This is a genomic window from Anaerostipes hadrus ATCC 29173 = JCM 17467 (assembly GCF_030296915.1).
GTDB classification, from domain to species: domain Bacteria; phylum Bacillota; class Clostridia; order Lachnospirales; family Lachnospiraceae; genus Anaerostipes; species Anaerostipes hadrus.
The window spans coordinates 422,723-444,550 of sequence record NZ_AP028031.1 but is presented as its reverse complement, the minus strand read 5'-3'; the positions used below and the strand labels follow the sequence as shown (position 1 = coordinate 444,550).

The window sequence follows — 21,828 nt, the reverse complement described above, 5'->3', positions numbered from 1 at the left end:
TACATTCCAGAATGTACTTATATACTACTGCATTATGTATATATTGTCAATATTTTTATAATATGTTGTTAAAAAAATACTATATCATTTTATACTGGTATCCATTTTCCTACCCATTTTCCAGTTACTATATTATATTTTCTTTTATATAAATTTCCATTTACTACTTTATATTTCCAAACATAAACATTTTTATATTCCTCGATATCTCCATTTTGCCCTTCATCTACAATTGCTACATTTTCTTGTGCATAAATTGTTTGAACAGAGAAATTAAGTCCCATCGAAAATACTAATACCCCACCTAAACATACAATTATCTTATTTAACCTCTTCATTTTCTTTTGCCTCCTTGTCGTTTTTATATACACGATATCCTTGAAATGTTTCTAATGATTTACACTTTCCTACAAATCTTCCTTTATAATATATTTTATATCCTTTATTGTTTTTTATAAAAAATGTATCTTTATTTTCTAAATTGTATATAATTTCATCTGACATATGATCTGGATTATTATATTCTGGCTCGAATGCAAAAACAAAACTTAAAATATAACTGAAACAAAAAACCATAATGTACAAAATATATCCTCTGTGTTTATATTTTTTCTCCTGTCCTCTTATAATTAAGTCAAATCTTTGTTGAAGTGTAGATCTTCCGCATCCAATAAAACAAAGAACTGGTATCTTCTTATGCATCTTATTATTCTTTATAATTTTAAGCATACATTCTAAATACTCATAAATTTCCATTTCATTCATTGATTCCGTTATTTTTTTATCGTTTGCGAATTCTAACATATCCTTGAATTTCTCTTTTAAAAAATATGCGAAAGGATTCCACCAATAAAAACACATAATAATTTCACACAACATATTTAACCACAGATCATGATGATTAAAATGCTGCAGTTCGTGTTTAAAAATATATTGTAATTCTTTTTCGGTAAAATCCATTTCCGGCAGTAGAATCTTAGGATGAATCAATCCTGTAATACATGGACTCTTAATTCCCTGTATTTTATATATTTCAAATTTATAGTTTTTATTATTTTGTACTGATTTATATGCCTTCTCTATCTTATTTGAATTATCTGGTACTAGTATTGATAAAAATCGATTGAATTGAATCTGTGTATGTATAAGCTTGCATATATACATAAAACTAATTAATATCCATACTACTATAATTACATCTGAAACACTATAATCCTTCCAAATATGTTTCATTAAAATATCACATATTACAGTCAACGCACGTGTAGAATAAATGTTTTTGGTGAATACAAAATTACATGGAAAAAACATTCTTAACATAACCATGATCATGAAAAATACCAACAAATTAGCACTATTTTTTAAAATAAAATTTATTCTATTTCCCAGCAAACATACCACAATCATAAAAACACTACTCAATAATATACATGCAAATACTGATCCGTATGTTGGAAATGTCATATCTAATTATCCCTCTTTTTCGCTAAGATTTCTTTTCTATACTTCAATTCTTGTTCCAGTTCATTTATAACCTCTTCATCCTCTTCATTTTTTATAAATTGAGCAACCAAAGATTTTTTAGAAATTTTATTATTAATTCCTGCAAAATTAGAAATAATATACTCTTCTATCTTAATCTTAGAAGTGTAAGTACGTGCCAATACATTTCCTCTATGTTCAATACCGGCAACTTCAATATAATCTGCTTTCAGTAAACTCTGAATAGATGCACGTATTGTATTAATATTCATACTTTCATCCAATTTCAAAATATCTGATGCTGCTAATGGATGCTCACTTGCCCAAAATATTTTCATTATTTCTACTTGTTTTTTTGTTAATTTTTTCATTGAACCACTTTCTCCTTTAATCTTAATTTACTTTATATTTTATATGAAGCCTACCATTTATACAAGTATAAATATAACATTATATTATTTTTTTATTGCATATGTTATGTTAGCTATTTATAAAAATAATTTGATTTTTTCTACAAAATAAAAAGATTCTAAGCAATCAATCTGCCTAGAATCTTTTTACACATATTCAAATAAATTTTATGCTTTCAATCCCTTACGAACTAACGCTCTCTTAAGTGCCAACTCTGCCCTTGCAATATCAATATCTGCGCTCTTAGCTTCGAGTCTCTTTCTTGCTCTCTCTTCCGCTTTCTTTGCACGTTCAACATCGATATCTTCCGGCCATTCTGCGACTTCTGCCAGGATACTCATGGTTGTTTCTGTGACTTCCACAAATCCTTTTAATAATGCCGCTTTCTTCTTGGTTCCGTCTTCTTCTGTGATCCTTAGGACACCTGGTGCGATGATCATGGTCATCGGGATGTGTCTTGCGTAGATTCCGACTTCTCCTTCGGTTGTATTTAACTCAACAAATGTGACATCTCCTGTATAAAATGAGCGTTCTGGTGTAATGACTTCTAATTTCATTGTGTTTTCAGCCATAGGATCACCTACTTATTTCTTGCTGCAAAACGTTCTACAACTTCTTCGATGGTTCCTGCATTCAAGAACATTCCTTCTGGAATCTCATCGTGTTTTCCTTCTAAGATTTCTTTGAATCCCTGGATCGTATCACTTAAGGATACATACTGTCCTGGTTTTCCTGTAAACTGTTCAGCTACGAAGAATGGCTGAGATAAGAATCTCTGTACCTTTCTTGCGCGGTCTACGACCAGTTTCTCGTCTTCGGAAAGTTCATCCATACCTAAGATTGCAATGATATCCTGTAATTCTTTGTATTTTTGCAGAATCTCCTGAACACCACGAGCTACTTTGTAATGTTCTTCTCCAACGACTTTTGGATCGAGAATTCTGGATGTTGATTCCAATGGATCTACCGCCGGATAGATTCCCATCTCTGAGATCGCACGTGATAATACAGTTGTTGCATCCAGATGGGCAAACGTTGTTGCTGGTGCCGGGTCAGTTAAGTCATCGGCTGGCACATAGACTGCCTGTACGGATGTGATCGATCCATTCTTTGTGGATGTGATACGTTCCTGTAAGGCACCCATCTCTGTCTGCAGTGTTGGCTGGTAACCTACCGCACTTGGCACTCGTCCAAGTAAGGCAGATACCTCAGATCCTGCCTGTGTGAAACGGAAAATGTTGTCGATGAATAATAAGACGTCTTTTCCTCCACGATCACGGAAATCTTCTGCAATTGTAAGCCCGGTAAGACCAACTCTCATACGGGCTCCAGGTGGTTCGTTCATCTGTCCAAAGACCATGGCGGTCTTGTCGATAACGCCTGATTCACTCATCTCTGTGTATAGATCATTTCCTTCACGAGTACGTTCTCCTACACCAGTGAATACGGAATATCCACCATGCTCTGTTGCGATATTTCGGATCAGCTCCTGGATCAGTACGGTTTTTCCTACTCCCGCACCACCGAACAGACCGATCTTTCCACCCTTCTGGTATGGGCAGAGAAGGTCAACGACTTTGATTCCTGTTTCCAGAACTTCTGTCTCTGTAGATTGTTCTGAAAATTCCGGTGCTTTTCTGTGGATTGGTAAGCGGTTGGCTCCTTCTGGTGCCGGTTTATTATCAATAGGATCTCCCAGCACGTTAAAGATTCGTCCTAAGGTTGCCTCTCCTACAGGAACGGAGATTGGTCCGCCTGTAGCCTGTGCTTCCATTCCACGGACTAATCCGTCGGTTGGTCCCATTGCGATACATCTTACGGTGTCATCACCCAGGTGCTGTGCAACTTCAACGACTAATTTCCCGCCGTCTTTTGTCTGAATATTGATCGCATCATTGATCTCTGGCAGGTTATCACTGCCAAACTTGATATCCAGAACCGCACCGATGACCTGTGTGATCTTTCCTGTACGATTATCTGCCATGTTATTTCCTCCTGCTTCTTATATCGAGTCCATCACTTCAGGGCTTCTGCTCCTGAAATGATCTCTGTTAATTCTTGTGTGATCGCTCCCTGTCTTGCTCGGTTGTATGCAAGTTCTAAGTTTGAGATCATCTCTTCTGCATTACTTGTCGCAGAATCCATTGCCTGCATTCTGGCTCCATTTTCACTTGCTACAGATGTAACTAAGGCTCCATAGATCATGCTGCAGATATACTTTGGAATTAATAAAGAAAGTGCTTCTTCCGGCTCTGGCTCAAAGTTCATTGGAGCCTTGCTTTCAGATTTCTCTTCATTTGCCTGCTGATCATTCTCAATTGGGAGTAATTTTACAAGTTTTGGTTCATGAACCACGGTATTCTTAAAGTCGGTGTATGCCAGATAGATCTCACCGATCTCTCCATCTTCAAAAGCTTTTAGAAGCTTCTCTCCTAAGATTCTGGCATCATCATAGACTGGCTCGTTGATCATCTCTGAATCATCAGAAACAATCTCATACTCACGATGTTTTAATGTATCCATCGCTTTATGTCCTACCGCATAGATCATGATATCTTCTTTGTTCATACCGCTGTCCCGGATCAGTTTCACAATATTGTTATTATATCCTCCTGCTAATCCACGGTTGGATGAAATGGTAATGATCCCTTTCTTTGTGGAACCATTTTCCTGTAAATACGGATGATTGATATTACCTGCTTTGGCAAGAATCGAGCTGATCGTCTCATACATCTTATTAAAGTATGCTTTTGACTCATCTGCACGCTGCTTGGCTCTCTGTAACTTTACCGTGGATACAAGTTTCATCGCTTTTGTGATCTGTCCGGTACTTTCGACGCTGGCTTTTCGTCTTTTAATATCAATTATCGATGCCATGACAGATCACCTTACTTTCTAAATGATTCTTTTGCTTCATTGATCGCTTTGATCAGTTTCTCTTCTGTCGCATCATCCATGACTTTCGTCTCGGCAATGCTTGTAAAGATTTCTGGATATTTTGTATCAATCAGTTCAAATAATTCTTTCTGGAAATCAAGGATCTGATCTACTGGCAGGTCTAAGAGATGTTTCTTGACTGCTGCATAAATGATCGCAACCTGTTTCTCAACTGGTAATGGCTGATACTGTGGCTGTTTTAAGATCTCTCTGATTCTCTCACCCTGATCTAATCGTTCTTTTGTATCATCGTCAAGCTCTGATCCAAACTGGGCAAATGCTGCCAGTTCTCGATACTGTGCAAGGTCTGTACGGATTGGTCCTGCGATCTTCTTCATTGCCTTGATCTGTGCAGATCCTCCAACTCGTGATACAGAAAGTCCGGCATTGATCGCTGGTCTGAAACCTGCATTAAACATCTCTGTTTCCAGATAGATCTGTCCATCTGTGATGGAAATAACGTTAGTTGGGATGTATGCAGATACATCACCTGCCTGTGTCTCGATGATCGGAAGGGCTGTTAATGATCCCCCACCTAATTCATCAGATAATCTGGCTGCACGCTCTAAAAGTCTTGAATGTAAATAGAATACATCTCCAGGATAAGCTTCACGTCCAGGTGGTCTACGAAGAAGTAAGGAAAGTGTACGGTATGCAGTTGCATGTTTGCTTAAATCGTCATATACAACTAATACGTCTTCTCCTCTTTCCATCCATTCTTCACCGATCGCACATCCTGCGTATGGTGCGATATACTGAAGCGGTGCTAATTCACTGGCTGTGGATGCTACGATCGTTGTATAATCCATCGCACCAAACTCTTCTAATGTCTTAACGATATTAGCAACTGTGGATGCTTTCTGGCCGATTGCCACATAAATACAGTGAACCCCCTGTCCTTTCTGATTAATGATCGTATCGATCGCGATCGCTGTCTTACCTGTCTGACGGTCTCCGATGATCAGCTCACGCTGTCCTCTTCCGATCGGTACCATCGCATCGATCGCTTTGATTCCTGTCTGGATCGGAGTATCTACGGATTTTCTTGAGATTACTCCTGACGCAACTCTTTCAATTGGACGATATTTATCTGTCTCGATTGGACCTTTATTGTCAATTGGCTGTCCTAAGGAGTTTACGACACGTCCTGTCAGTTGATCTCCAACTGGCACTTCTACCACGCGGCCCGTTGTCTTGACAATATCGCCTTCGTTAATATTCTTTCGGTCACCTAAGAGAACTGCACCTACGTTGTCCTCTTCTAAGTTTAATACCATTCCATAAACTTCCCCCGGAAATTCGAGCAGTTCTCCCTGCATCGCTTTCTCTAATCCATGGATTCTGGCGATTCCATCGGCAACCTGTATTACCGTTCCAATATCAGAGGTTTCAAGCTTTGTTGAATATTGTTTGATCTGTTCTTTGATCACAGAACTGATCTCTTCTGGTCTTAAATTCATGGGGCTTATCTTCCTCCTGTTCTATAGTTGTATTTGTGACAGATATCTTCCCATCGAATCAAGCTTTGTACGAATGGAATTATCCACAATCCGATCATCCATACGAAGGATCAATCCACCGATGATGTCTTTATCTGTCTCATAAGTCACCTCTAACTTCTGATATTCTGAAGAAGCAATGACTTTCTTTAAGATCTTGTCTTTTTGTTCTTGTGACAGCGGCATTGCTGACGTTACATGTAGGGCTCCGATTCCTAACTGACGTTTGATATTCGAAATGATGTAAGTAAAGATTCCATCAAATTCTTTAAAACGTCCTTTCTTGATGATGATCATCAAAAATCCTGTCATATCATCAGAAACCCGGCCATCAAAAACGTTCTTTGCTGCCTCCATCTTCTCTTCTTTTGTGATCTGGGGATGATTTAGGAAATTCACGAAATCTGTGTTGGAATCTAAGATTTCTTTGACAGCTTTCGCCTCTTCCAAAGCTTCTAAAAGATCGTCCTCATCTGTTTTCACAGAAATATAGGCATCCCCGTAAATCTTATCTACTCTTGAAGCCATGTCTTATCACCCATTTCCTGTAAGGTCTGATCAACGAAAGCATTCTGGTCTTTCTCATCCATCTGGTTCTGGATGAATTTTCCAGCCATTAAGACTGCCATCTTGACCATCTCCTGCTTCATCTGATCCTGTGCATTGATTCTTGCAAGCTCTGCCTCATGATTCGCACTTTCTATGATCCTTGCAGCTTCTTCTTTCGCTCCTGCAACAATCTCTTCCTCTCTCTTCAGTGCTTTCTTTCTGGCCTGTGCCATTAAGGCATCTGCTTCTTTTTCAACATTTTTTAGTTTATGATCGTATTCGGCTTTTAACTTTGCAGCTTCTGCCTGATCGGCTGCTGCCTGATCGATCTCATCTGCAATTCTGTTCTTACGGTCTTCTAAGATCTTGCGAACCGGTTCAAACAGAATATAGGAAAGCAGTGCAAACATGATGAACACTGCGATTCCTTGCATAATCACATCAAAGCCAAGCTGAATATCTAATCCAAATATTCTTCCGTCCACGCCTTGGCCTCCCTTCGGCTTGTTTTATTAAAGTTTTGCAAACAGTGGATTTGCATATAATAAGATCAAACCAATAACCAGACCATAAAGACCTGTTGTCTCTGCTACCGCCTGTCCAAGAAGCATGGTAGATGTGATATCACCTTTCGCTCCTGGATTACGTCCTACTGCTGCTGCACCCTGTCCTGCTGCGTATCCCTGTCCAACACCAGGTCCGATACCTGCGATCAGTGCAAGTCCTGCTCCGATCGCAGAACACCCTAATACAAATGCTTCACTTGAAATATTCATAGTTTTTTCCTCCTAAACTACATAAAATTTTGTCGCTAAAATTTAAGCTTCCCGCTTATCTGTGATAAATGTCATTGTCAGCATCGCAAATACAAATGTCTGGATCGCTCCTGAAAACAGATCAAAGTACATATGCAAGAATGCTGGAATACCTAGCTGCGCAAGCCATGGCAGCAATCCGTACCACAATGCCATCATGATCGTACCCGCCATAATATTTCCAAACAAACGAAGAGACATGGAAAGCGGTGTCGCAAACTCTCCGATCAGGTTAATTGGAAATAAGATTGGAATCGGTTTGAAAAGATCTGTAAATACATGCAATTTACTCGTCTTAAATGCACTGTACTGAATCAGTACAAACGTGATCAACGCTAACGCAAGCGTTGTTCCATAATCCGCTGTCGGTGGTCTTAGGCCAAATAATCCAGATGTATTTGCAAAAAAGATAAAGACCATGATCGTTCCAATGTAATTTACAAATGGACGCCAATGTCTTCCCATGCTTCCCTTTACCAGATTATCAAGCATCTCAACGATCATCTCCACAAAATTCTGAAGTCCTGACGGCTTCTCATCACCGTGAAGAACTGCATGTCTTGCGATCAATGCTAATACGATGATAAACACCATAACGATCAGCGTCGTCACATGCGTTGTCGTGATCCAGACCTTATGCCCGAAAAACTTCAGCGGGATCAGCCCATGCACCATAAAGTCAACGTCATCACCGGATGATGCTGCCAACATCATGGGGGCATTCATAATTCCCATGGCACAACCTCCTTTTTATTATATTTTCCATTTTTCCGATTTTCTCTTTCTCCATGTTAGAAACCCGGAAAATGTGATTCACGTTATTCTTGTAAAACTCTGCGCGTGATATGCTCGTGAATCGGTTTTTGTAAAAATGCTGCAAACTTACTGCTTAAGAATCCAACCAATGCAGCAATAAAAGCACTCATACTAAGTTTGATCATCACATATAAAATAACCAATGTTGCTACATATCTTATCAACGCACTCTTGATCATATTCCGGCTTGCCTGATGAGTATCCATCTGTACAGACTTCTGGATGCTTACCATCATCGTTGTGATCATCACGAGAGCAAAGATCGTTCCCACAATAGCTCCGATCAGATATCTTAGATCACCTCTGGTTATTATCATACCCAAAATCGCAGATAACACTCCGCACAAAAGAATTCCGATCACAAGATCTAGGTATGTCTCGTCTAGCTGTCTTAATTTATCTCTCATCTTTATCCTCCATATCTTCCTGTTTTAGTATATTGTGAATCAGAGAATATACTCCTCTGATTCCTCCCATAATACCAAGAATCAGAAAAAGAAGAAATAGATTTGTGGAAAAATGTTTATCAATCCACATTCCGATCGCCATGCATAAAAAAACAGAAGTCAACATCGTAATTCCTATCTGAGTCACCAATGACAACATCTTGATCACTGGTCCATACTTATGCATAGATATTTCCTCCTTCTTGCGAAATCTTTTTACAAAGATTATTATAACATTTTTTACAAATGCAAACCACCATATTTTTTGTTTCTTATTTATTTTTACCAAAAATAACCAGAGAAATTGAATTTTTCATCAATTTTTCTCTGGTTTCTTCTTATTAAATAGTTATTTATTTTTTTGAATAATTTTTTTCATTTTTGTGTGATCATGCCACCAATTTTTTATTAGTTTCCTATATTCTTTTATCACAATTTCCCTTTGATTCTTTGTGTTCATTGCACAAATAGTATCAAATATGGTAGACTATTTTTACATGACTTCAAATGAATAGGACACAAATAAAGGAGGGCAGATTTATGCCTCTTACATTAAATGAATTATATACACAAACCAAACATCAATACCATCTTTCCATGATCGCAGGTGAAACTGGGATCGATCATATCATGAACTGGGTTTATGTCTCTGAAGACAGTTCTACCCACGACTTTCTAAAGGGTGGAGAACTGATCATCACGACAGGAATCAACTGTCAGGATGAGGCTTCTCTTTATGATTTTATTGAAACGATGATCAAAAGCCATACTTGCGGGATGATCTTAAATACGGGAAAATATATTCTTTCCGAAGATATCACTGATTCTATTAAAGCATTGTGCGACAAACACAACTATCCATTGATCGAGATGCCTTGGGACGTTCATATTTATGAGATTACGAGGGATTATTATAACCGGATCTTTATGGACACACAGAAAGATACTTCGATCACAGATGCATTTTTATCTTTTATTGAAGAAGATTCTCTGCATCATTATGATGCTTTGCGGATTCTTGAAGATAATCATTTTGAGAAAGAAGATTGTTATGAGATTTCTTTAATGAAATGTAATAAGAAAGCGATCTCTGATGATCTTAAATTGCGTCTGCTGTTTTTGATGGAAAGTTATATCAAACTAAACGATCTGGATATTCATATTGCTTTTTATAAAAATCATTTTTTGTTTGTTTTTCATGACATGGAAAAAGAATTGATTTATAACGAAATGTCTTCTTTGATCTCTACACTGAAAAGTTCATTAAAAAAAATGCAGATTTATGCAGGAATTGGAAGTTCTGTCCACACGCTTCGTGAGATTCGTGTAAGTTATCAACGTTCTCTGGCTGCTCTTGTTTATGCTGTGAATAAAGGACAGGAAATTGCCCGGTTTGAGGAGATGGGATTCTTTCGAATTCTTCATTCTGTGAATGATAAAAATCTTTTGATGGCTTATCATGATGAGTATTTGAAGAATATTGAAGAGTATGATGAGATTCATGATACAAATTATCTGGAGACGTTGCATCAGTATCTGCTTTGTAATGGGAGTATCCAGCATGTGGCTTCGAATATGTTTTGTCATCGAAATACGATTACTTATCGGATGCGGGTGATCGAGGATCATTGGGATTTGAAATTGGATGATACGGTAGAGAGGTTTCATTTGATGACGGCGTTTTTTATCCGGGATTATTTGAATTTGTAGTTATCAATCATCTAAAAGATGTAAACCAACATAGTAAAACATCCACTCTTCTATCTTGAAAATCTTAATTGTATACGGGAATGTCTTCAGGTATTCATAAAAACATAAAGAAAGATAGGTGTACGAAATGATAGAATTTCATTGACGGATTTTTTGCAAAATCGCAGCCAACACGGGCACTGTTTGAACGCAGTGAGTTGTGCAGGAGTGTTGGCGGATCAGCGTTTTGCAAAAAATCCGTCAATGAAATTCGTTTTTCGTACACCTATCTTTCTTTCTTTATGTTTTTATGAATACTCGATACATTTCTGTCATACAACTTAAAATTTCTTGCTATTTTAACACACAAAATCATCCATATCCCAGTCACTCCTATGATCCAGAATTCATTTCCTGCAAATGACAATGTAATGTCATTTTCCATAAACCAGGCTCCGCTTGTAATATAGAGATTTGTTGGGTTTAGCAGGCGTAATATAACATTCATAAATGTTACATTCGAATAGTAAGCACCTAGGAACAATGCCATGTTTAAGAGAATTAATATAGCAAATGAAAAATAACTGTTCCCTAGCAAGAATTGGATTGCGATCGTTGCCAGTGCAATCAACAGGATGATTCCAAGATATACGGTAAGTGTTAGGATCAAGTATTGTATCTGCGTCATTTTAAAGAATGTAACAAATGGATAAAACCATCCCGAATATCTTTTTTCTGCAACTAGTGTGGAGGCAACCGAGACATTCCATAGTCCTTTGAATGATACGCAGTAAAAAAAATAAATCCATGTAACACTGCATAGTATCGCTGAAAATAAAATTCCACTTAACGTCCCTGCAAAAGCTTTACAATCCATGATTCTCTTCCCAGTTCTGGTTGCATCTACAAGATCATTTGTCTTTTGCAGTCTCTCATAATCCATGATAAACAAAATACTGAGTGCCATCAAAAGACTCATTTCCACGATTAATTTTTTCCCTAACTTTGAATATAATAACGAATGAATCTCATAATACTGTCCTGGATAAAAAGCATCGTTATATTCTTTATCAGATTTGATCTCCTCCACTCTTTTTTGCAGATGCTCATAGTTATCTTTTACGAATTTCTTCATAAATCCCTTGGGGTGATACTGAAGCATTTCTTCTTTTTGTTTTAGGATCTTCGTCATATCAAGTTTGTCATACAAGTCGATATTTTCTTTGTAATATTCTTGATATGCCTTAGATAACTGCTTTCTTTCATTTCTATTTTTAGCTTGACGTGAGTGGTTTATATCATCTGTTTTTTTAATAATGTCATGCATGATCACTAATTCTTTGGATGTATCCTTATTTCCCGCCTCATTGTAAATAATTAAACAATTCACAAGACAAAATATCACTGCCAATAACCAAAGCATTGGATTTTTCATGATCTTTTGAAACTCTAATTTAAAAATTCTCATAAATCCACCTTTTTCCATCGATTACTTCTGATCTTATAAAACAGAAACATCACTATGAGCCATGTGGCGAGTGCATACAATTCCCAGTATGCCAGAACCTGATCATTTGTAATCAGGAAAAGCATATAATAAATTTTCCTCATAAGGAACATCATCGCTCCACAGACTGGAATTGAAACCGCAACAGCTCCCATATAATTTCCTATTGTTCTGCCGATAAAATCAATGATCACAATACTTGCGATTGCAAATAATAAGATCAGAGCCATATAAAGTAACATATAAGTTCCAAAAGAAAGCTTATCGCACCAGTAAGAATTTGATGCGATTCCCCAACTCTCACATCTCCAAAATACCGATAATCCCTTCAAATGCCAGACAATCCCATATACAGCCATTTGAAGAATTCCAACAAAGAGTGCAGCAAGTGCACTTGCTATCAATTGAATCTGATAAATCCTTCTTCCTGTTTTCGTCGTTGCCAGAATCGGAATAACCTGTCTTAAACGTTGTTTTAGCTGATATGGAATGATCAATGCAAAAAAACAGATCATGATCAAACCACCGATCGTTACCATATCTTCTTGCAAAATGTAAAACACTCCCTCATGTACTAATGATATGTAATCTCTTTTTACCCTCTTTTCGATTGCCTTTTGATATAACTTCGTTCCATCAAAAAATCCATCTGCTTTTAATTCTTTATATTTTTTATCCGAAACTCCATATTCAGATCCTTGAAACTCTCTGATATGTTCTAAAGCTTGTATATCCAAAAAAATTTTTGATGTCTTATCATTATAAAACACATAATTTTCTAATATTTTATCAAGTTCTTTTTCCTGCTTTGATAAAGCTGTTTTCTGACCAAGTTCTTCATATTTTTTATTAAAAATTTCATAATCCACAATCCCTCTTTTTGAAAGCTCTTGATCTTGTTTTATGATCTTTGTAAAATCTTTTTCTAATTCCTGATGTTTTTCCTGATATTGTTTTTCATCTTTTACTTTCCACTTTGGTCCCCATTCTTTTACTAGTTCTGCCGTAAATGGAATGTCATACTTTGTATTTGTTACCTGTCCTCCAGTTGGATATCGATATATTTGTGTAAATGTCATATAGTATAAAATAGAGAACATACATAATAACAGTATGATTCGAATATCCAATATTTTTTTACATTCATTGATTATGATCCGCATGTTATTTTTCCTCCCTGTAAGTGACTAAAAATACATCTTCAAGGTTTGGTGTACACGGTCTTGCATTATTATCTTCTTCCTCACTATAATATCGGACCATCATTTTTTCTGATTCCTGTCGCATGGATAAAATGATTCGTTTTTGTTCAAATTCTTGGATCTTGGATTCATTGATCGATTTCTCAAATACCTTCCCCTCAAGCTCCTTGCAGATGTTTGGAACTGTATCATTTTTTAATAACTGTTTTTCTTTGATCATAATGACATGATTTGCAATGGATTCAATGTCTGACACAATATGTGTTGAAAGGATCACTATTCGATCCTTGGATAATACAGATAATATATTTCGAAATCTTACTCTCTCTTTTGGATCAAGTCCTGCAGTTGGTTCATCTAATACAAGAATTTTTGGATCATTTAACATTGCCTGTGCGATCCCTACACGCTGAATCATTCCACCAGAGAATTTTTTCATTTTCTTATTGGAGACATCGCTTAATCCTACTAACTCCAATAATTCTGGAATTTTTTCTCTTGCAGCTTCTTTGGAAATTCCTTTTAACGCTGCAAGATAATCAAGATACTGTGTTGGTGTATTATTTTTATAATATCCAAAATGCTGTGGCAGATAACCGATCACATCCCGGTATGTTTCTCCCATTTTATAAATATCCATTCCATCGTATAAAATCTCTCCACTTGTTGGATACAAAAGTGTTGTGATCATTTTGATCAATGTCGTTTTCCCTGCACCATTTGGTGCGAGCATGGCATATAAACCATTTTCAAGTTCCAGATTAATATCTTCCACTGCTGTGAATTTTCCATAATCTTTTCTAATATGCGAAAGTGTAAGCATCCTTCTCCTCCATTCTTCCAACCAAAGTAAATAAAGCCACAAAACACACGATCATTGTTGCAATCTGAATTCCTAATGGAATATATTCAAAAAGAAATAAAATCTTTGTTTTCGGTAATCGCATGATCGCTGCAAAAAGTAATACCCATATTGCACCAAGACCCGCAAAGCACTTATAGTTATTCCATCTGTGATAAATGTATACAGCAATGATCGCAAAGACCAGCATACTTGAAACTCCAACAACTCCAACCGATAAGATTGCTTTCTCCCTAATCCCACTAAGGAATAAAAAGCTGGTATTCACCAGAGATAATACAACTGCTGTATAAAATAGACGAAGGCTCACAATATAATTCATCGAATAATACATCGTATTTCTTAATTCATTGATCTGCGTCTGTTCGTCCATATAGCAAGTAAAGTAAGAAAACAATAGAAAGAAAACGGGCATTCCCAAAAAAGCTGCCCCAAATTGTCTGATTTCCTCCTCAAAGGAAAGTACTAGTCCAAGACACACGGCAAAATAAATTATAAACGTCGCAAAAAATACAGAAAGATTTTTATAATAAATGACTCTTAACCCAGGTCCCAGATAAATCTTTTTCATTCTTTTTAGAAATGAAATCTTTTGAGGCATACCTTTTAAAATGATGTCTTCAATTTCATTCTGTATTTCTGACCGTCGTGGGTAACGAACGTCCATCTGTTCTACATAAAATTCCTGATTATTTTCTTTTTTCATTACTGATAGTCCACCTCACTTTTTATTTGTCGTATCATTTTATAAAATCTTGATTTCACTGTGTTTTCGGAAATATTTAATGTCTGCGATATGTCCTGAAATGTCCTTTCTTCAAAACATTTCATATAAAAAATCTCCTGCCACTCCTGCTTATATAGCGAAACAATTTCCATAATGTCCTCTATCAGCTCCTTATGGATGATCAACTCGGACAAGTCCCTGACCGCTGTTCCTAAATTACCACTATGAAGTTCCAGATTCTCATCTGTCATATCAATCTGTTCTTGCTTTAATGACAAACGATGTACCTTGCTTCGATAATGATCACATATCTTATTCGATGCAATCCTATACATCCATGTCCGAAATGAAGCCTTTTTATGATCAAATATTGTGATCTTTTGCAAGATCTGTATAAAAATATCCTGTGTCAAATCTTTTGCAAGTTCTTCATTTCCTGTTTGTCGGTATACATATGCATAGACTTCTTTGTAATAATATGAGATCAGTGCGTTGGCTGCTTCTTTATCTTGTTTTTTCTTTATTCTTTTGATCAACTTTTGTTCTATTAGCATGCATGCCACTCATTTCTTGTTTTTTTGTACCGTACATTATTATATACGAAATCATTTGTTAAAAAGTTTTAATTCTATGAAATAAAATAAAATCGCTATGCAACAACCTTTATAGACCATCACACAGCGATTTTGTTTCATTAAATTTTACATTCTTGCATTTTACTATGCCGATATCATCTCACTAACTTCCAGAATCTTCTTTGTATCCTCCAGACAATGTTTCTCACTCTGTACCTTTCCATTTTCCACATCTTCCATAAAATTCTGTATCTGCATTGTCATATCATTTCCTTTAAATGGATAACTTTTCATCTCTGTTGTACCGTCATTCCAATGGATCGTATAATCAATGATCCTGTTATAATTTGGGATCATGATCTCTCCTTTAGTTCCGACGATTTTTGCATATCTATCCATTTCTCGATTGATTGCACCTTCGGCGGTTGCGATGCATCCATCTTTAAAATAAATCTTTGATTTGAAATAATAATTGATACCTTCGATATCTTTTCTCTCAGTTTCTATTTTATCAATTTCTTCTTCATGGATTCCTAAAATAAATCCAAGCACATAGCTTCCAATATCATTCAATGCCCCACCTTGTTCTTTATCAAACAAAAATGATGTCTTAGGCAATCCTAATGAATCTGAGCAGAAATTTGCATAAATTGTTTGAATGTTTCCAATTTTCTTCAGATCTTCTTTTAGATGATCATACCCTGTGTTAAATTTTGTTTTTAATGCTTCCGTACATAATATATTTGTTTTCTTTACTTTTTCTTGAATCTCATCTACATCTGTGGATGTTAACACTAACGGTTTCTCACTTAATACTGGGATATGGTGTTCCAATGATCTTAAGATCCATTCTTTATGAAATTTATGTGTGAGTGCGATATAAACTGCATCTACCTGCGGATCATTTAGCAGTTCTTCATAATCTTTATATACTTTGACTTCTGGATGTTCCTTTAAATATGGATCATCCATGGAAACTGAACGTGAGCTGATCGCATAAATCTTTCCTTCATCTGTTGCCTCAATTGCCTGTACAAACTTTCTGGCGATTCTGCCAAATCCTATAATTCCAAAATTCATATCATTTTCCTCTCGTGATGTGTAATTTTATTTCTGGAAATCAATTCTTTCTTCAATTATAATTATAGTATGCGTGACGTAAAACACAACAGGAAAGGAGATTCCATATCATTCAATTACCAATTTCTCTCGGCAATCAAGGTTTTGCTTCTCTTCGTGAAAATCATTGCTTTTATATCGATAAAACAGATTTTATCAGAGAATGGTGGGAAGAACAGGATGTTGTAACTTTGATCAAATATGAAAAAAGATACCAAACTAGTAGTGAATCATTTGGTATCTTTTTTCGCGTTATAACATTTCTTTACCCCAAATACCCAAGCTCCTTAGATATCTGCCCAGTAGTCCTATTAAGTTCATCCAACACAAATTCCTTCTTCTTATCATCCACACGAAATACCGGAATACTTGCACTGACTGCTGCCACGATCTTTCCTGTGTAATTTCTTACAGGCACTGCCATACAATACATCCCAATCCAGTATTCTTCGTCATTGACCCCATATCCCTGTTTCTTCACTTTCTCTGCCTCATGGATCAGCTCACTGACAGTTAAGATCGTATGTGGTGTATATGCTGGAAGTTCTTCTTTATCTTCGAATAACTTATAAATCTCTTCCTCGCTCATCTCACTGATCATCACTTTTCCAAGTGCTGTTGCATGAATGGATTCATACTCGCCCGGGCTTACACTGTTGTTCATGCCATTGCTCGTATATTCCATCTTGGAAATAATGATCGTTTCTTTTCCTTTGATTGTTCCATAATCGATCGTTTCGTTTAATTTCTTTCCAAGTTCTAATAAATGCGTGCGGTCAATATTAAATAACTGGTTCTGTGCTGGAACTGACAGTCCTACTTTATATAATTCCCAGCCAAGACGATATCTGTTTGTTTCTTCACTCTTTTCAATATAACCATAATACTGCAGTGTATCTAATAAACGATGGACTGTACTCTTTCCGATTCCTAATGCATCGCTTAATTCACTGACTCCTGCTCCAAGATTCCCTGTATTCTTTGCAAGATGATTTAACAATTCCAGTGCTTTCATTACCGTCTGCACTGGATATTTTGGTTCCTGTGCCATGACTTTCCTCCCGTTTATCTGTTTTTATATCCTCTTTTGATCACTATCATTATATCAAACCCCGTCTTCACTATGCAAAATATTTTTCTTCTATCTCGAACTTTTTTCTAAATTTTGAAACACTTCATATATAATCGAAAAAAGAGACGGTATTTTGACTAAATCCGTCTCTTGATCTTTTCTCTTTCTTCTATATATAACTCTCGATCTAAAATCTTATGCACGATGTTTCAAGTCTTTGAATGATTCTTCCTGTGGTCCTCTCTGGTCTTTCTTCGCAATATATAAACTTCCTGTTCCTGTTGCGCAAAGAATTGGTGGTTCACATGCTGTTGCAGCTGTATGCTCGATTCCTTCCATATCCGCATCTGTACGATCAAGCATTGTTGCTACCTTCCATGCTTCGAACTTGCATTTGTAAGACTGGTTTCCTACTTCTTCGATCCATCCTACATATTCCATAAAGTCGCCTACATAGACTGGTGCTGTAAATTCGATTTTCTCATATCCTAAGAACAAACTAATATCTCCGTCCGCATATACCATCAGTTCTGTTCCTACATCGCCCCACTGAACAACGATTCTTGCTCCATTAACGAGTCCACCTACATAGTGAGCATCTTTCTCACTCATCATCATGTGATGTACAACTTTCTTTCCGATCATAGCTCTTACCTCCATTTTTCTCGTTCTATTATTTAGAATCATTTTCTAAATGTTACTTTGTACTGTGATGGTAACATTGGATTGTATTTTTGTCAATACATTTTTGTAATTTTTCTGTTATTTATAATTCCTTTCTATTATATAGAAAATTTAATTCAATTTTTCTAATGAAGCAAGAAATACTTTCCCCTAACTGGAGAGTTGTTTCTGTTTATTTTTTATAAGTAATGCACAATTTTTCTGCAAGTTATTAAACATATTGTCTAAATATCGTCGTTTTTTTGTCAATCTTTTTCCAATTATTGTATTTATAAACAATCTGTTACGTGTAAACTTTTTTCTTTTTCTTGATATTTTTTCTCATTTTCAGAAAATAAGCTCTTTACATTCCATCTCATGTATCCCTTAAAATACAATCATAGTCATTCGTGGAGAAAAATAAAGAAAGGAGTTTCATATGAGTGTAGTTATGGCAAATGCACTTGGCACTGGAATTTTCTGCGGACTCTGGCAAGGTATCGGTTCAGTTCTTGGACTTGCTACCTGGATGGGCTTCGTCGGCTGTACTTCTTATTTCTCAGCCGGATGTGGAAAAACCGGTTTTATTAAATCCATGTGCAGTAACTATGTTGGTCTTCTCTGGGGTATGTGTATTATCATGTCAGGAAATATCAACAGTGGCATTTTGTTTGGTGCGATCGTAACTGGAGCTTTCTCCTGGCTGATCTGCTATCAATCAAAGATCGATCTATTATCCTTAGTTCCTAACACTTTCATGGGCGGTTTTTCTGCTTTTGCCAGTGGCGGAGATTGGAAAATGCTTTGCATCTGCCTTGTCTTAGGAAATATTCTCGGTGTGTGCTGCGATTATTCTGGAAGATTTCTGGCAGCAAAATTTGGTAAAGATAATTAATTAAGAAATAAGAATGAAACAAATTTTCAAAGGAGCGTGAAATAAAGATGAGTAAAGTAATTAAAAAAGCTTACGCAGAAGAAATGAAACAGGGCTACAATTTAAGAACAGCCATGGAAGAAGCATCCAGATGTCTTCTCTGCCATGATGCCCCTTGCAGCAAGAGCTGTCCAGCAAAAACGGATCCAGCAAAATTCATCCGTTCCCTGCGTTTTAGAAATATTAAAGGTGCTGCTGAAACAATCCGTGAAAACAATCCATTAGCTGGTTGTTGCGCAGAAGTCTGTCCTTATGGTCAGCTGTGTGAACAGGCTTGCAGCCGTACTGGAATTGATAAACCGATCGAAATCGGAAAGCTTCAGAAATTCTTAGTTGAAATGGAAAAACGCGAGGGTATGGAATTCCTTCATGTAGAAGAAAAACGTGATGGAAAGATCGCCTGTGTTGGAGCTGGTCCTGCTTCTTTAGCTTGTGCAAGAGAGTTAGCATTATTCGGATATGATGTAACAATCTATGAAGCAAATGAAAAAGCTGGTGGTGTTTTAACATACGGAATCGTTCCTTCCAGATTACCTCAGGAAGTTGTTGATTTCGATATTGCAACAATCGAAAAACTTGGTGTAACATTTAAGTTTAATGAAACGATCGATGCTGCACGCTTAGAAGAATTAAAAGCTGAGTATGATGCAGTCTTCGTTGGAACAGGATTATGGAAATCTAAAGTCATTGATATCCCAGGAAAAGATCTTGATGGCGTTGTAAGTGCGATCGATTTCTTAAAAGATGCCCGCTTAAATAAAGAAAACATGACTCTTGGAGATACTGTTTTAGTGATCGGTGGTGGTGACGTTGCCATGGACTGTGTAACAACAGCAAAACAGCTGGGTGCAAAAGCTACAATCGTATATAGAAGAACAATTGAAGAAGCACCTGCTGATATTGATGAAGTTATGGCTGTACAGAGCATGGGAATTCCTATCATTCAGGAATTTGCACCAGGTGAGATCATCGGTAGTAAAGGTCATGTAACTGCAATGAAATTTAATGGACGTGACAATGAATCCGAACTTACCATGAAAGCTGATCAGGTTGTATTTGCTATTGGACAGGCTGCTTGTGACACTACAAAAGATATCAAAGCTGGCGGAAAAGTATTTACTGGTGGAGATATGGTAAATGGTGGAAAGACTGTTGTACAAGCTGTTGCTGAAGGTAAAGATGCTGCTGCTATGATCGCTGCATATCTGAACAAATAGAAAGGAGGCATTGATTATGTCATTAAAGAAAGATTTATCTATTGATTTTTTAGGAGTTAAATGTGAAAACCCATTCTTCCTGTCTTCTTCTCCAGTAGGAAGTAACTATGAAATGTGTGCAAAAGCCCTTGAAGCTGGATGGGGTGGAATTTATTATAAAACAATTGGTATCTTTATCCCAGACGAGTGTTCTCCTCGTTTTGATATCACTACAAAAGAAGGAACTCCTTGGGTTGGTTTCAAGAATATGGAGCAGATTTCTGACAAGCCATTAGAAGTGAACTTGGAATATATGCGCCGCTTAAAACAGGATTATCCAAACAAAGTCATCGTTGCAAGTATCATGGGAAGTAATGATGAAGAATGGACAACACTTGCAAAAGCTGTTACAGAAGCTGGTGTTGACATGATCGAGTGTAACTTCTCTTGTCCTCAGATGACATCTCATGCCATGGGATCTGACGTTGGACAGAATCCAGAGTTAGTAAAACATTATTGTGAAGTTGTTACAGCTGCTACACATCTTCCTGTCATCGCTAAAATGACTCCAAACATTGGAAATATGGAAATTCCTGCGATTGCTTCTATGGAAGGTGGTGCTGCTGGTATCGCTGCCATCAATACAGTGAAAGCGATCACAAATATTGATATCGAAAATATCACTGCTATGCCTGTTGTAAACGGTAAATCTTCTATTTCCGGATACTCAGGAGCTGCAGTTAAACCTATCGCTCTTCGTTTCATTACACAGATGAAACAGCATCCAGATCTGGTTAATGTGCCTATCACTGGTGTTGGTGGAATCGAAACTTGGAGAGATGCCTTAGAGTTTATCCTTGTTGGTGCTTCTAACCTTCAGGTAACTACGGCAGTTATGCAGTATGGATACCGCATCGTTGAAGACATGATCAGCGGATTATCTCATTACATGGAAGATAATGGTATTGAAAAACTTTCTGATCTGGTAGGTCTTGCCCTTCCTAATATTGTTCCTGCCGAAGATCTTGATCGAAGTTTCAAACTGCTTCCTAAATTTGATGAAGATGCTTGTGCTGGATGTGGTAGATGCTATGTATCATGCTTTGATGGTGGACATCAGGCAATTGACTGGGATGAGGAAGCTCGTCGTCCAAGATTAAATACAGATAAATGTGTTGGATGTCATCTATGCCTGAATGTCTGTCCTGTTATGGATTGTATCACTCCTGGTGAGATCGTTATTAAACCTGGACGTGAAGAACACGAAATCAAAATCAAAACTAAGTACGAATAAGAAATATCACATTGATAAGGAGGTCTTAGTAAT

General features: G+C 36.8%; 25 protein-coding genes. 4 read left to right on the top strand and 21 right to left on the bottom strand.

Annotation, left to right across the window (positions count from 1 at the left end):
• Positions 1 to 89 precede the first annotated feature (89 nt).
• From QUE18_RS02110 to QUE18_RS02050, 13 genes are all read right to left on the bottom strand, one after another.
• Positions 90 to 338 carry a hypothetical protein gene (locus tag QUE18_RS02110; RefSeq protein ID WP_009203250.1) on the bottom strand — a complete coding sequence of 83 codons (249 nt, stop codon included), beginning with the start codon at positions 336 to 338 and terminating at the stop codon, positions 90 to 92.
• Positions 322 to 1,464, bottom strand: coding sequence for a M56 family metallopeptidase (locus tag QUE18_RS02105; protein WP_040344095.1), 1,143 nt, complete (start codon positions 1,462 to 1,464; stop codon positions 322 to 324). Before QUE18_RS02105 ends, QUE18_RS02110 begins: the two co-directional genes overlap by 17 nt.
• Before the next feature lie 2 nt (positions 1,465 to 1,466).
• On the bottom strand, positions 1,467 to 1,853 hold the full coding sequence (locus QUE18_RS02100; RefSeq protein ID WP_009203252.1) for a BlaI/MecI/CopY family transcriptional regulator: 387 nt from the start codon (positions 1,851 to 1,853) through the stop codon (positions 1,467 to 1,469).
• A 207-nt stretch (positions 1,854 to 2,060) separates the two neighbouring features.
• Entirely contained in the window at positions 2,061 to 2,465 is a 405-nt protein-coding gene (atpC, locus tag QUE18_RS02095) for an ATP synthase F1 subunit epsilon (protein WP_009203253.1), read from the bottom strand.
• An 8-nt stretch (positions 2,466 to 2,473) separates the two neighbouring features.
• Positions 2,474 to 3,877: a F0F1 ATP synthase subunit beta gene (atpD, locus tag QUE18_RS02090; RefSeq protein WP_009203254.1), complete on the bottom strand. Its 1,404-nt coding sequence runs from the start codon at positions 3,875 to 3,877 to the stop codon at positions 2,474 to 2,476.
• Positions 3,878 to 3,909: 32 nt separating this feature from the next.
• Positions 3,910 to 4,770, bottom strand: coding sequence for an ATP synthase F1 subunit gamma (atpG, locus tag QUE18_RS02085; protein WP_009203255.1), 861 nt, complete (start codon positions 4,768 to 4,770; stop codon positions 3,910 to 3,912).
• A gap of 11 nt (positions 4,771 to 4,781) precedes the next feature.
• Positions 4,782 to 6,290, bottom strand: coding sequence for a F0F1 ATP synthase subunit alpha (atpA, locus tag QUE18_RS02080; RefSeq protein ID WP_008394027.1), 1,509 nt, complete (start codon positions 6,288 to 6,290; stop codon positions 4,782 to 4,784).
• Positions 6,291 to 6,311: 21 nt separating this feature from the next.
• On the bottom strand, positions 6,312 to 6,857 hold the full coding sequence (gene atpH, locus QUE18_RS02075) for an ATP synthase F1 subunit delta (protein ID WP_009203256.1): 546 nt from the start codon (positions 6,855 to 6,857) through the stop codon (positions 6,312 to 6,314).
• On the bottom strand, positions 6,842 to 7,363 hold the full coding sequence (gene atpF / locus QUE18_RS02070) for a F0F1 ATP synthase subunit B (protein ID WP_008394025.1): 522 nt from the start codon (positions 7,361 to 7,363) through the stop codon (positions 6,842 to 6,844). The genes atpH and atpF overlap by 16 nt, the downstream gene beginning before the upstream one ends.
• 27 nt (positions 7,364 to 7,390) lie before the next feature.
• A complete protein-coding gene (atpE, locus tag QUE18_RS02065; RefSeq protein WP_008394024.1) occupies positions 7,391 to 7,654 on the bottom strand; it encodes an ATP synthase F0 subunit C in 264 nt (87 codons plus the stop codon).
• 42 nt (positions 7,655 to 7,696) lie between these two features.
• Positions 7,697 to 8,428: a F0F1 ATP synthase subunit A gene (gene atpB / locus QUE18_RS02060; protein WP_008394023.1), complete on the bottom strand. Its 732-nt coding sequence runs from the start codon at positions 8,426 to 8,428 to the stop codon at positions 7,697 to 7,699.
• Between the two features lie 83 nt (positions 8,429 to 8,511).
• Positions 8,512 to 8,916 carry an ATP synthase subunit I gene (locus QUE18_RS02055; RefSeq protein WP_008394022.1) on the bottom strand — a complete coding sequence of 135 codons (405 nt, stop codon included), beginning with the start codon at positions 8,914 to 8,916 and terminating at the stop codon, positions 8,512 to 8,514.
• Positions 8,906 to 9,142: an AtpZ/AtpI family protein gene (locus tag QUE18_RS02050; RefSeq protein ID WP_040344098.1), complete on the bottom strand. Its 237-nt coding sequence runs from the start codon at positions 9,140 to 9,142 to the stop codon at positions 8,906 to 8,908. The genes QUE18_RS02055 and QUE18_RS02050 overlap by 11 nt, the downstream gene beginning before the upstream one ends.
• A gap of 353 nt (positions 9,143 to 9,495) precedes the next feature.
• Between QUE18_RS02050 and QUE18_RS02045 the strand changes: the two genes are divergently transcribed.
• Positions 9,496 to 10,665 carry a PucR family transcriptional regulator gene (locus tag QUE18_RS02045; RefSeq protein WP_154663003.1) on the top strand — a complete coding sequence of 390 codons (1,170 nt, stop codon included), beginning with the start codon at positions 9,496 to 9,498 and terminating at the stop codon, positions 10,663 to 10,665.
• Between the two features lie 265 nt (positions 10,666 to 10,930).
• Here the strand turns inward: QUE18_RS02045 and QUE18_RS02040 are convergent, their stop codons facing one another.
• The 8 genes from QUE18_RS02040 to QUE18_RS02005 form a co-directional block, all read right to left on the bottom strand.
• Entirely contained in the window at positions 10,931 to 12,112 is a 1,182-nt protein-coding gene (locus QUE18_RS02040) for a hypothetical protein (RefSeq protein ID WP_154663004.1), read from the bottom strand.
• Positions 12,109 to 13,314: a hypothetical protein gene (locus tag QUE18_RS02035; RefSeq protein WP_015530675.1), complete on the bottom strand. Its 1,206-nt coding sequence runs from the start codon at positions 13,312 to 13,314 to the stop codon at positions 12,109 to 12,111. The genes QUE18_RS02040 and QUE18_RS02035 overlap by 4 nt, the downstream gene beginning before the upstream one ends.
• Before the next feature lies 1 nt (position 13,315).
• Positions 13,316 to 14,176, bottom strand: coding sequence for an ABC transporter ATP-binding protein (locus QUE18_RS02030; protein WP_009203260.1), 861 nt, complete (start codon positions 14,174 to 14,176; stop codon positions 13,316 to 13,318).
• The gene (locus QUE18_RS02025) at positions 14,154 to 14,921 is read right to left on the bottom strand and encodes a hypothetical protein (RefSeq protein WP_009203261.1); all 768 of its coding nucleotides are present in this window, start codon (positions 14,919 to 14,921) and stop codon (positions 14,154 to 14,156) included. The genes QUE18_RS02030 and QUE18_RS02025 overlap by 23 nt, the downstream gene beginning before the upstream one ends.
• Positions 14,921 to 15,496, bottom strand: coding sequence for an RNA polymerase sigma factor (locus QUE18_RS02020; protein ID WP_009203262.1), 576 nt, complete (start codon positions 15,494 to 15,496; stop codon positions 14,921 to 14,923). Before QUE18_RS02020 ends, QUE18_RS02025 begins: the two co-directional genes overlap by 1 nt.
• A gap of 165 nt (positions 15,497 to 15,661) precedes the next feature.
• Complete coding sequence (locus QUE18_RS02015; RefSeq protein WP_009203263.1) at positions 15,662 to 16,597, bottom strand: Gfo/Idh/MocA family protein; 936 nt, start codon at positions 16,595 to 16,597, stop codon at positions 15,662 to 15,664.
• 304 nt (positions 16,598 to 16,901) lie between these two features.
• On the bottom strand, positions 16,902 to 17,687 hold the full coding sequence (locus QUE18_RS02010; RefSeq protein WP_009203264.1) for an IclR family transcriptional regulator: 786 nt from the start codon (positions 17,685 to 17,687) through the stop codon (positions 16,902 to 16,904).
• 216 nt (positions 17,688 to 17,903) lie between these two features.
• Positions 17,904 to 18,353 (bottom strand): hotdog fold domain-containing protein, encoded by a 450-nt coding sequence (locus QUE18_RS02005; RefSeq protein WP_015530672.1) that lies wholly within the window; start codon positions 18,351 to 18,353, stop codon positions 17,904 to 17,906.
• A 457-nt stretch (positions 18,354 to 18,810) separates the two neighbouring features.
• Between QUE18_RS02005 and QUE18_RS02000 the strand changes: the two genes are divergently transcribed.
• Genes QUE18_RS02000 through preA form a run of 3 tightly spaced genes read left to right on the top strand, consistent with a single transcriptional unit; the run spans position 18,811 to position 21,795 of the window.
• Entirely contained in the window at positions 18,811 to 19,266 is a 456-nt protein-coding gene (locus QUE18_RS02000; protein WP_009203265.1) for a DUF1097 domain-containing protein, read from the top strand.
• A 47-nt stretch (positions 19,267 to 19,313) separates the two neighbouring features.
• On the top strand, positions 19,314 to 20,522 hold the full coding sequence (locus QUE18_RS01995) for an FAD-dependent oxidoreductase (protein ID WP_008394005.1): 1,209 nt from the start codon (positions 19,314 to 19,316) through the stop codon (positions 20,520 to 20,522).
• Positions 20,523 to 20,538: 16 nt separating this feature from the next.
• A complete protein-coding gene (preA, locus tag QUE18_RS01990) occupies positions 20,539 to 21,795 on the top strand; it encodes an NAD-dependent dihydropyrimidine dehydrogenase subunit PreA (protein ID WP_008394004.1) in 1,257 nt (418 codons plus the stop codon).
• Positions 21,796 to 21,828: the final 33 nt, after the last annotated feature.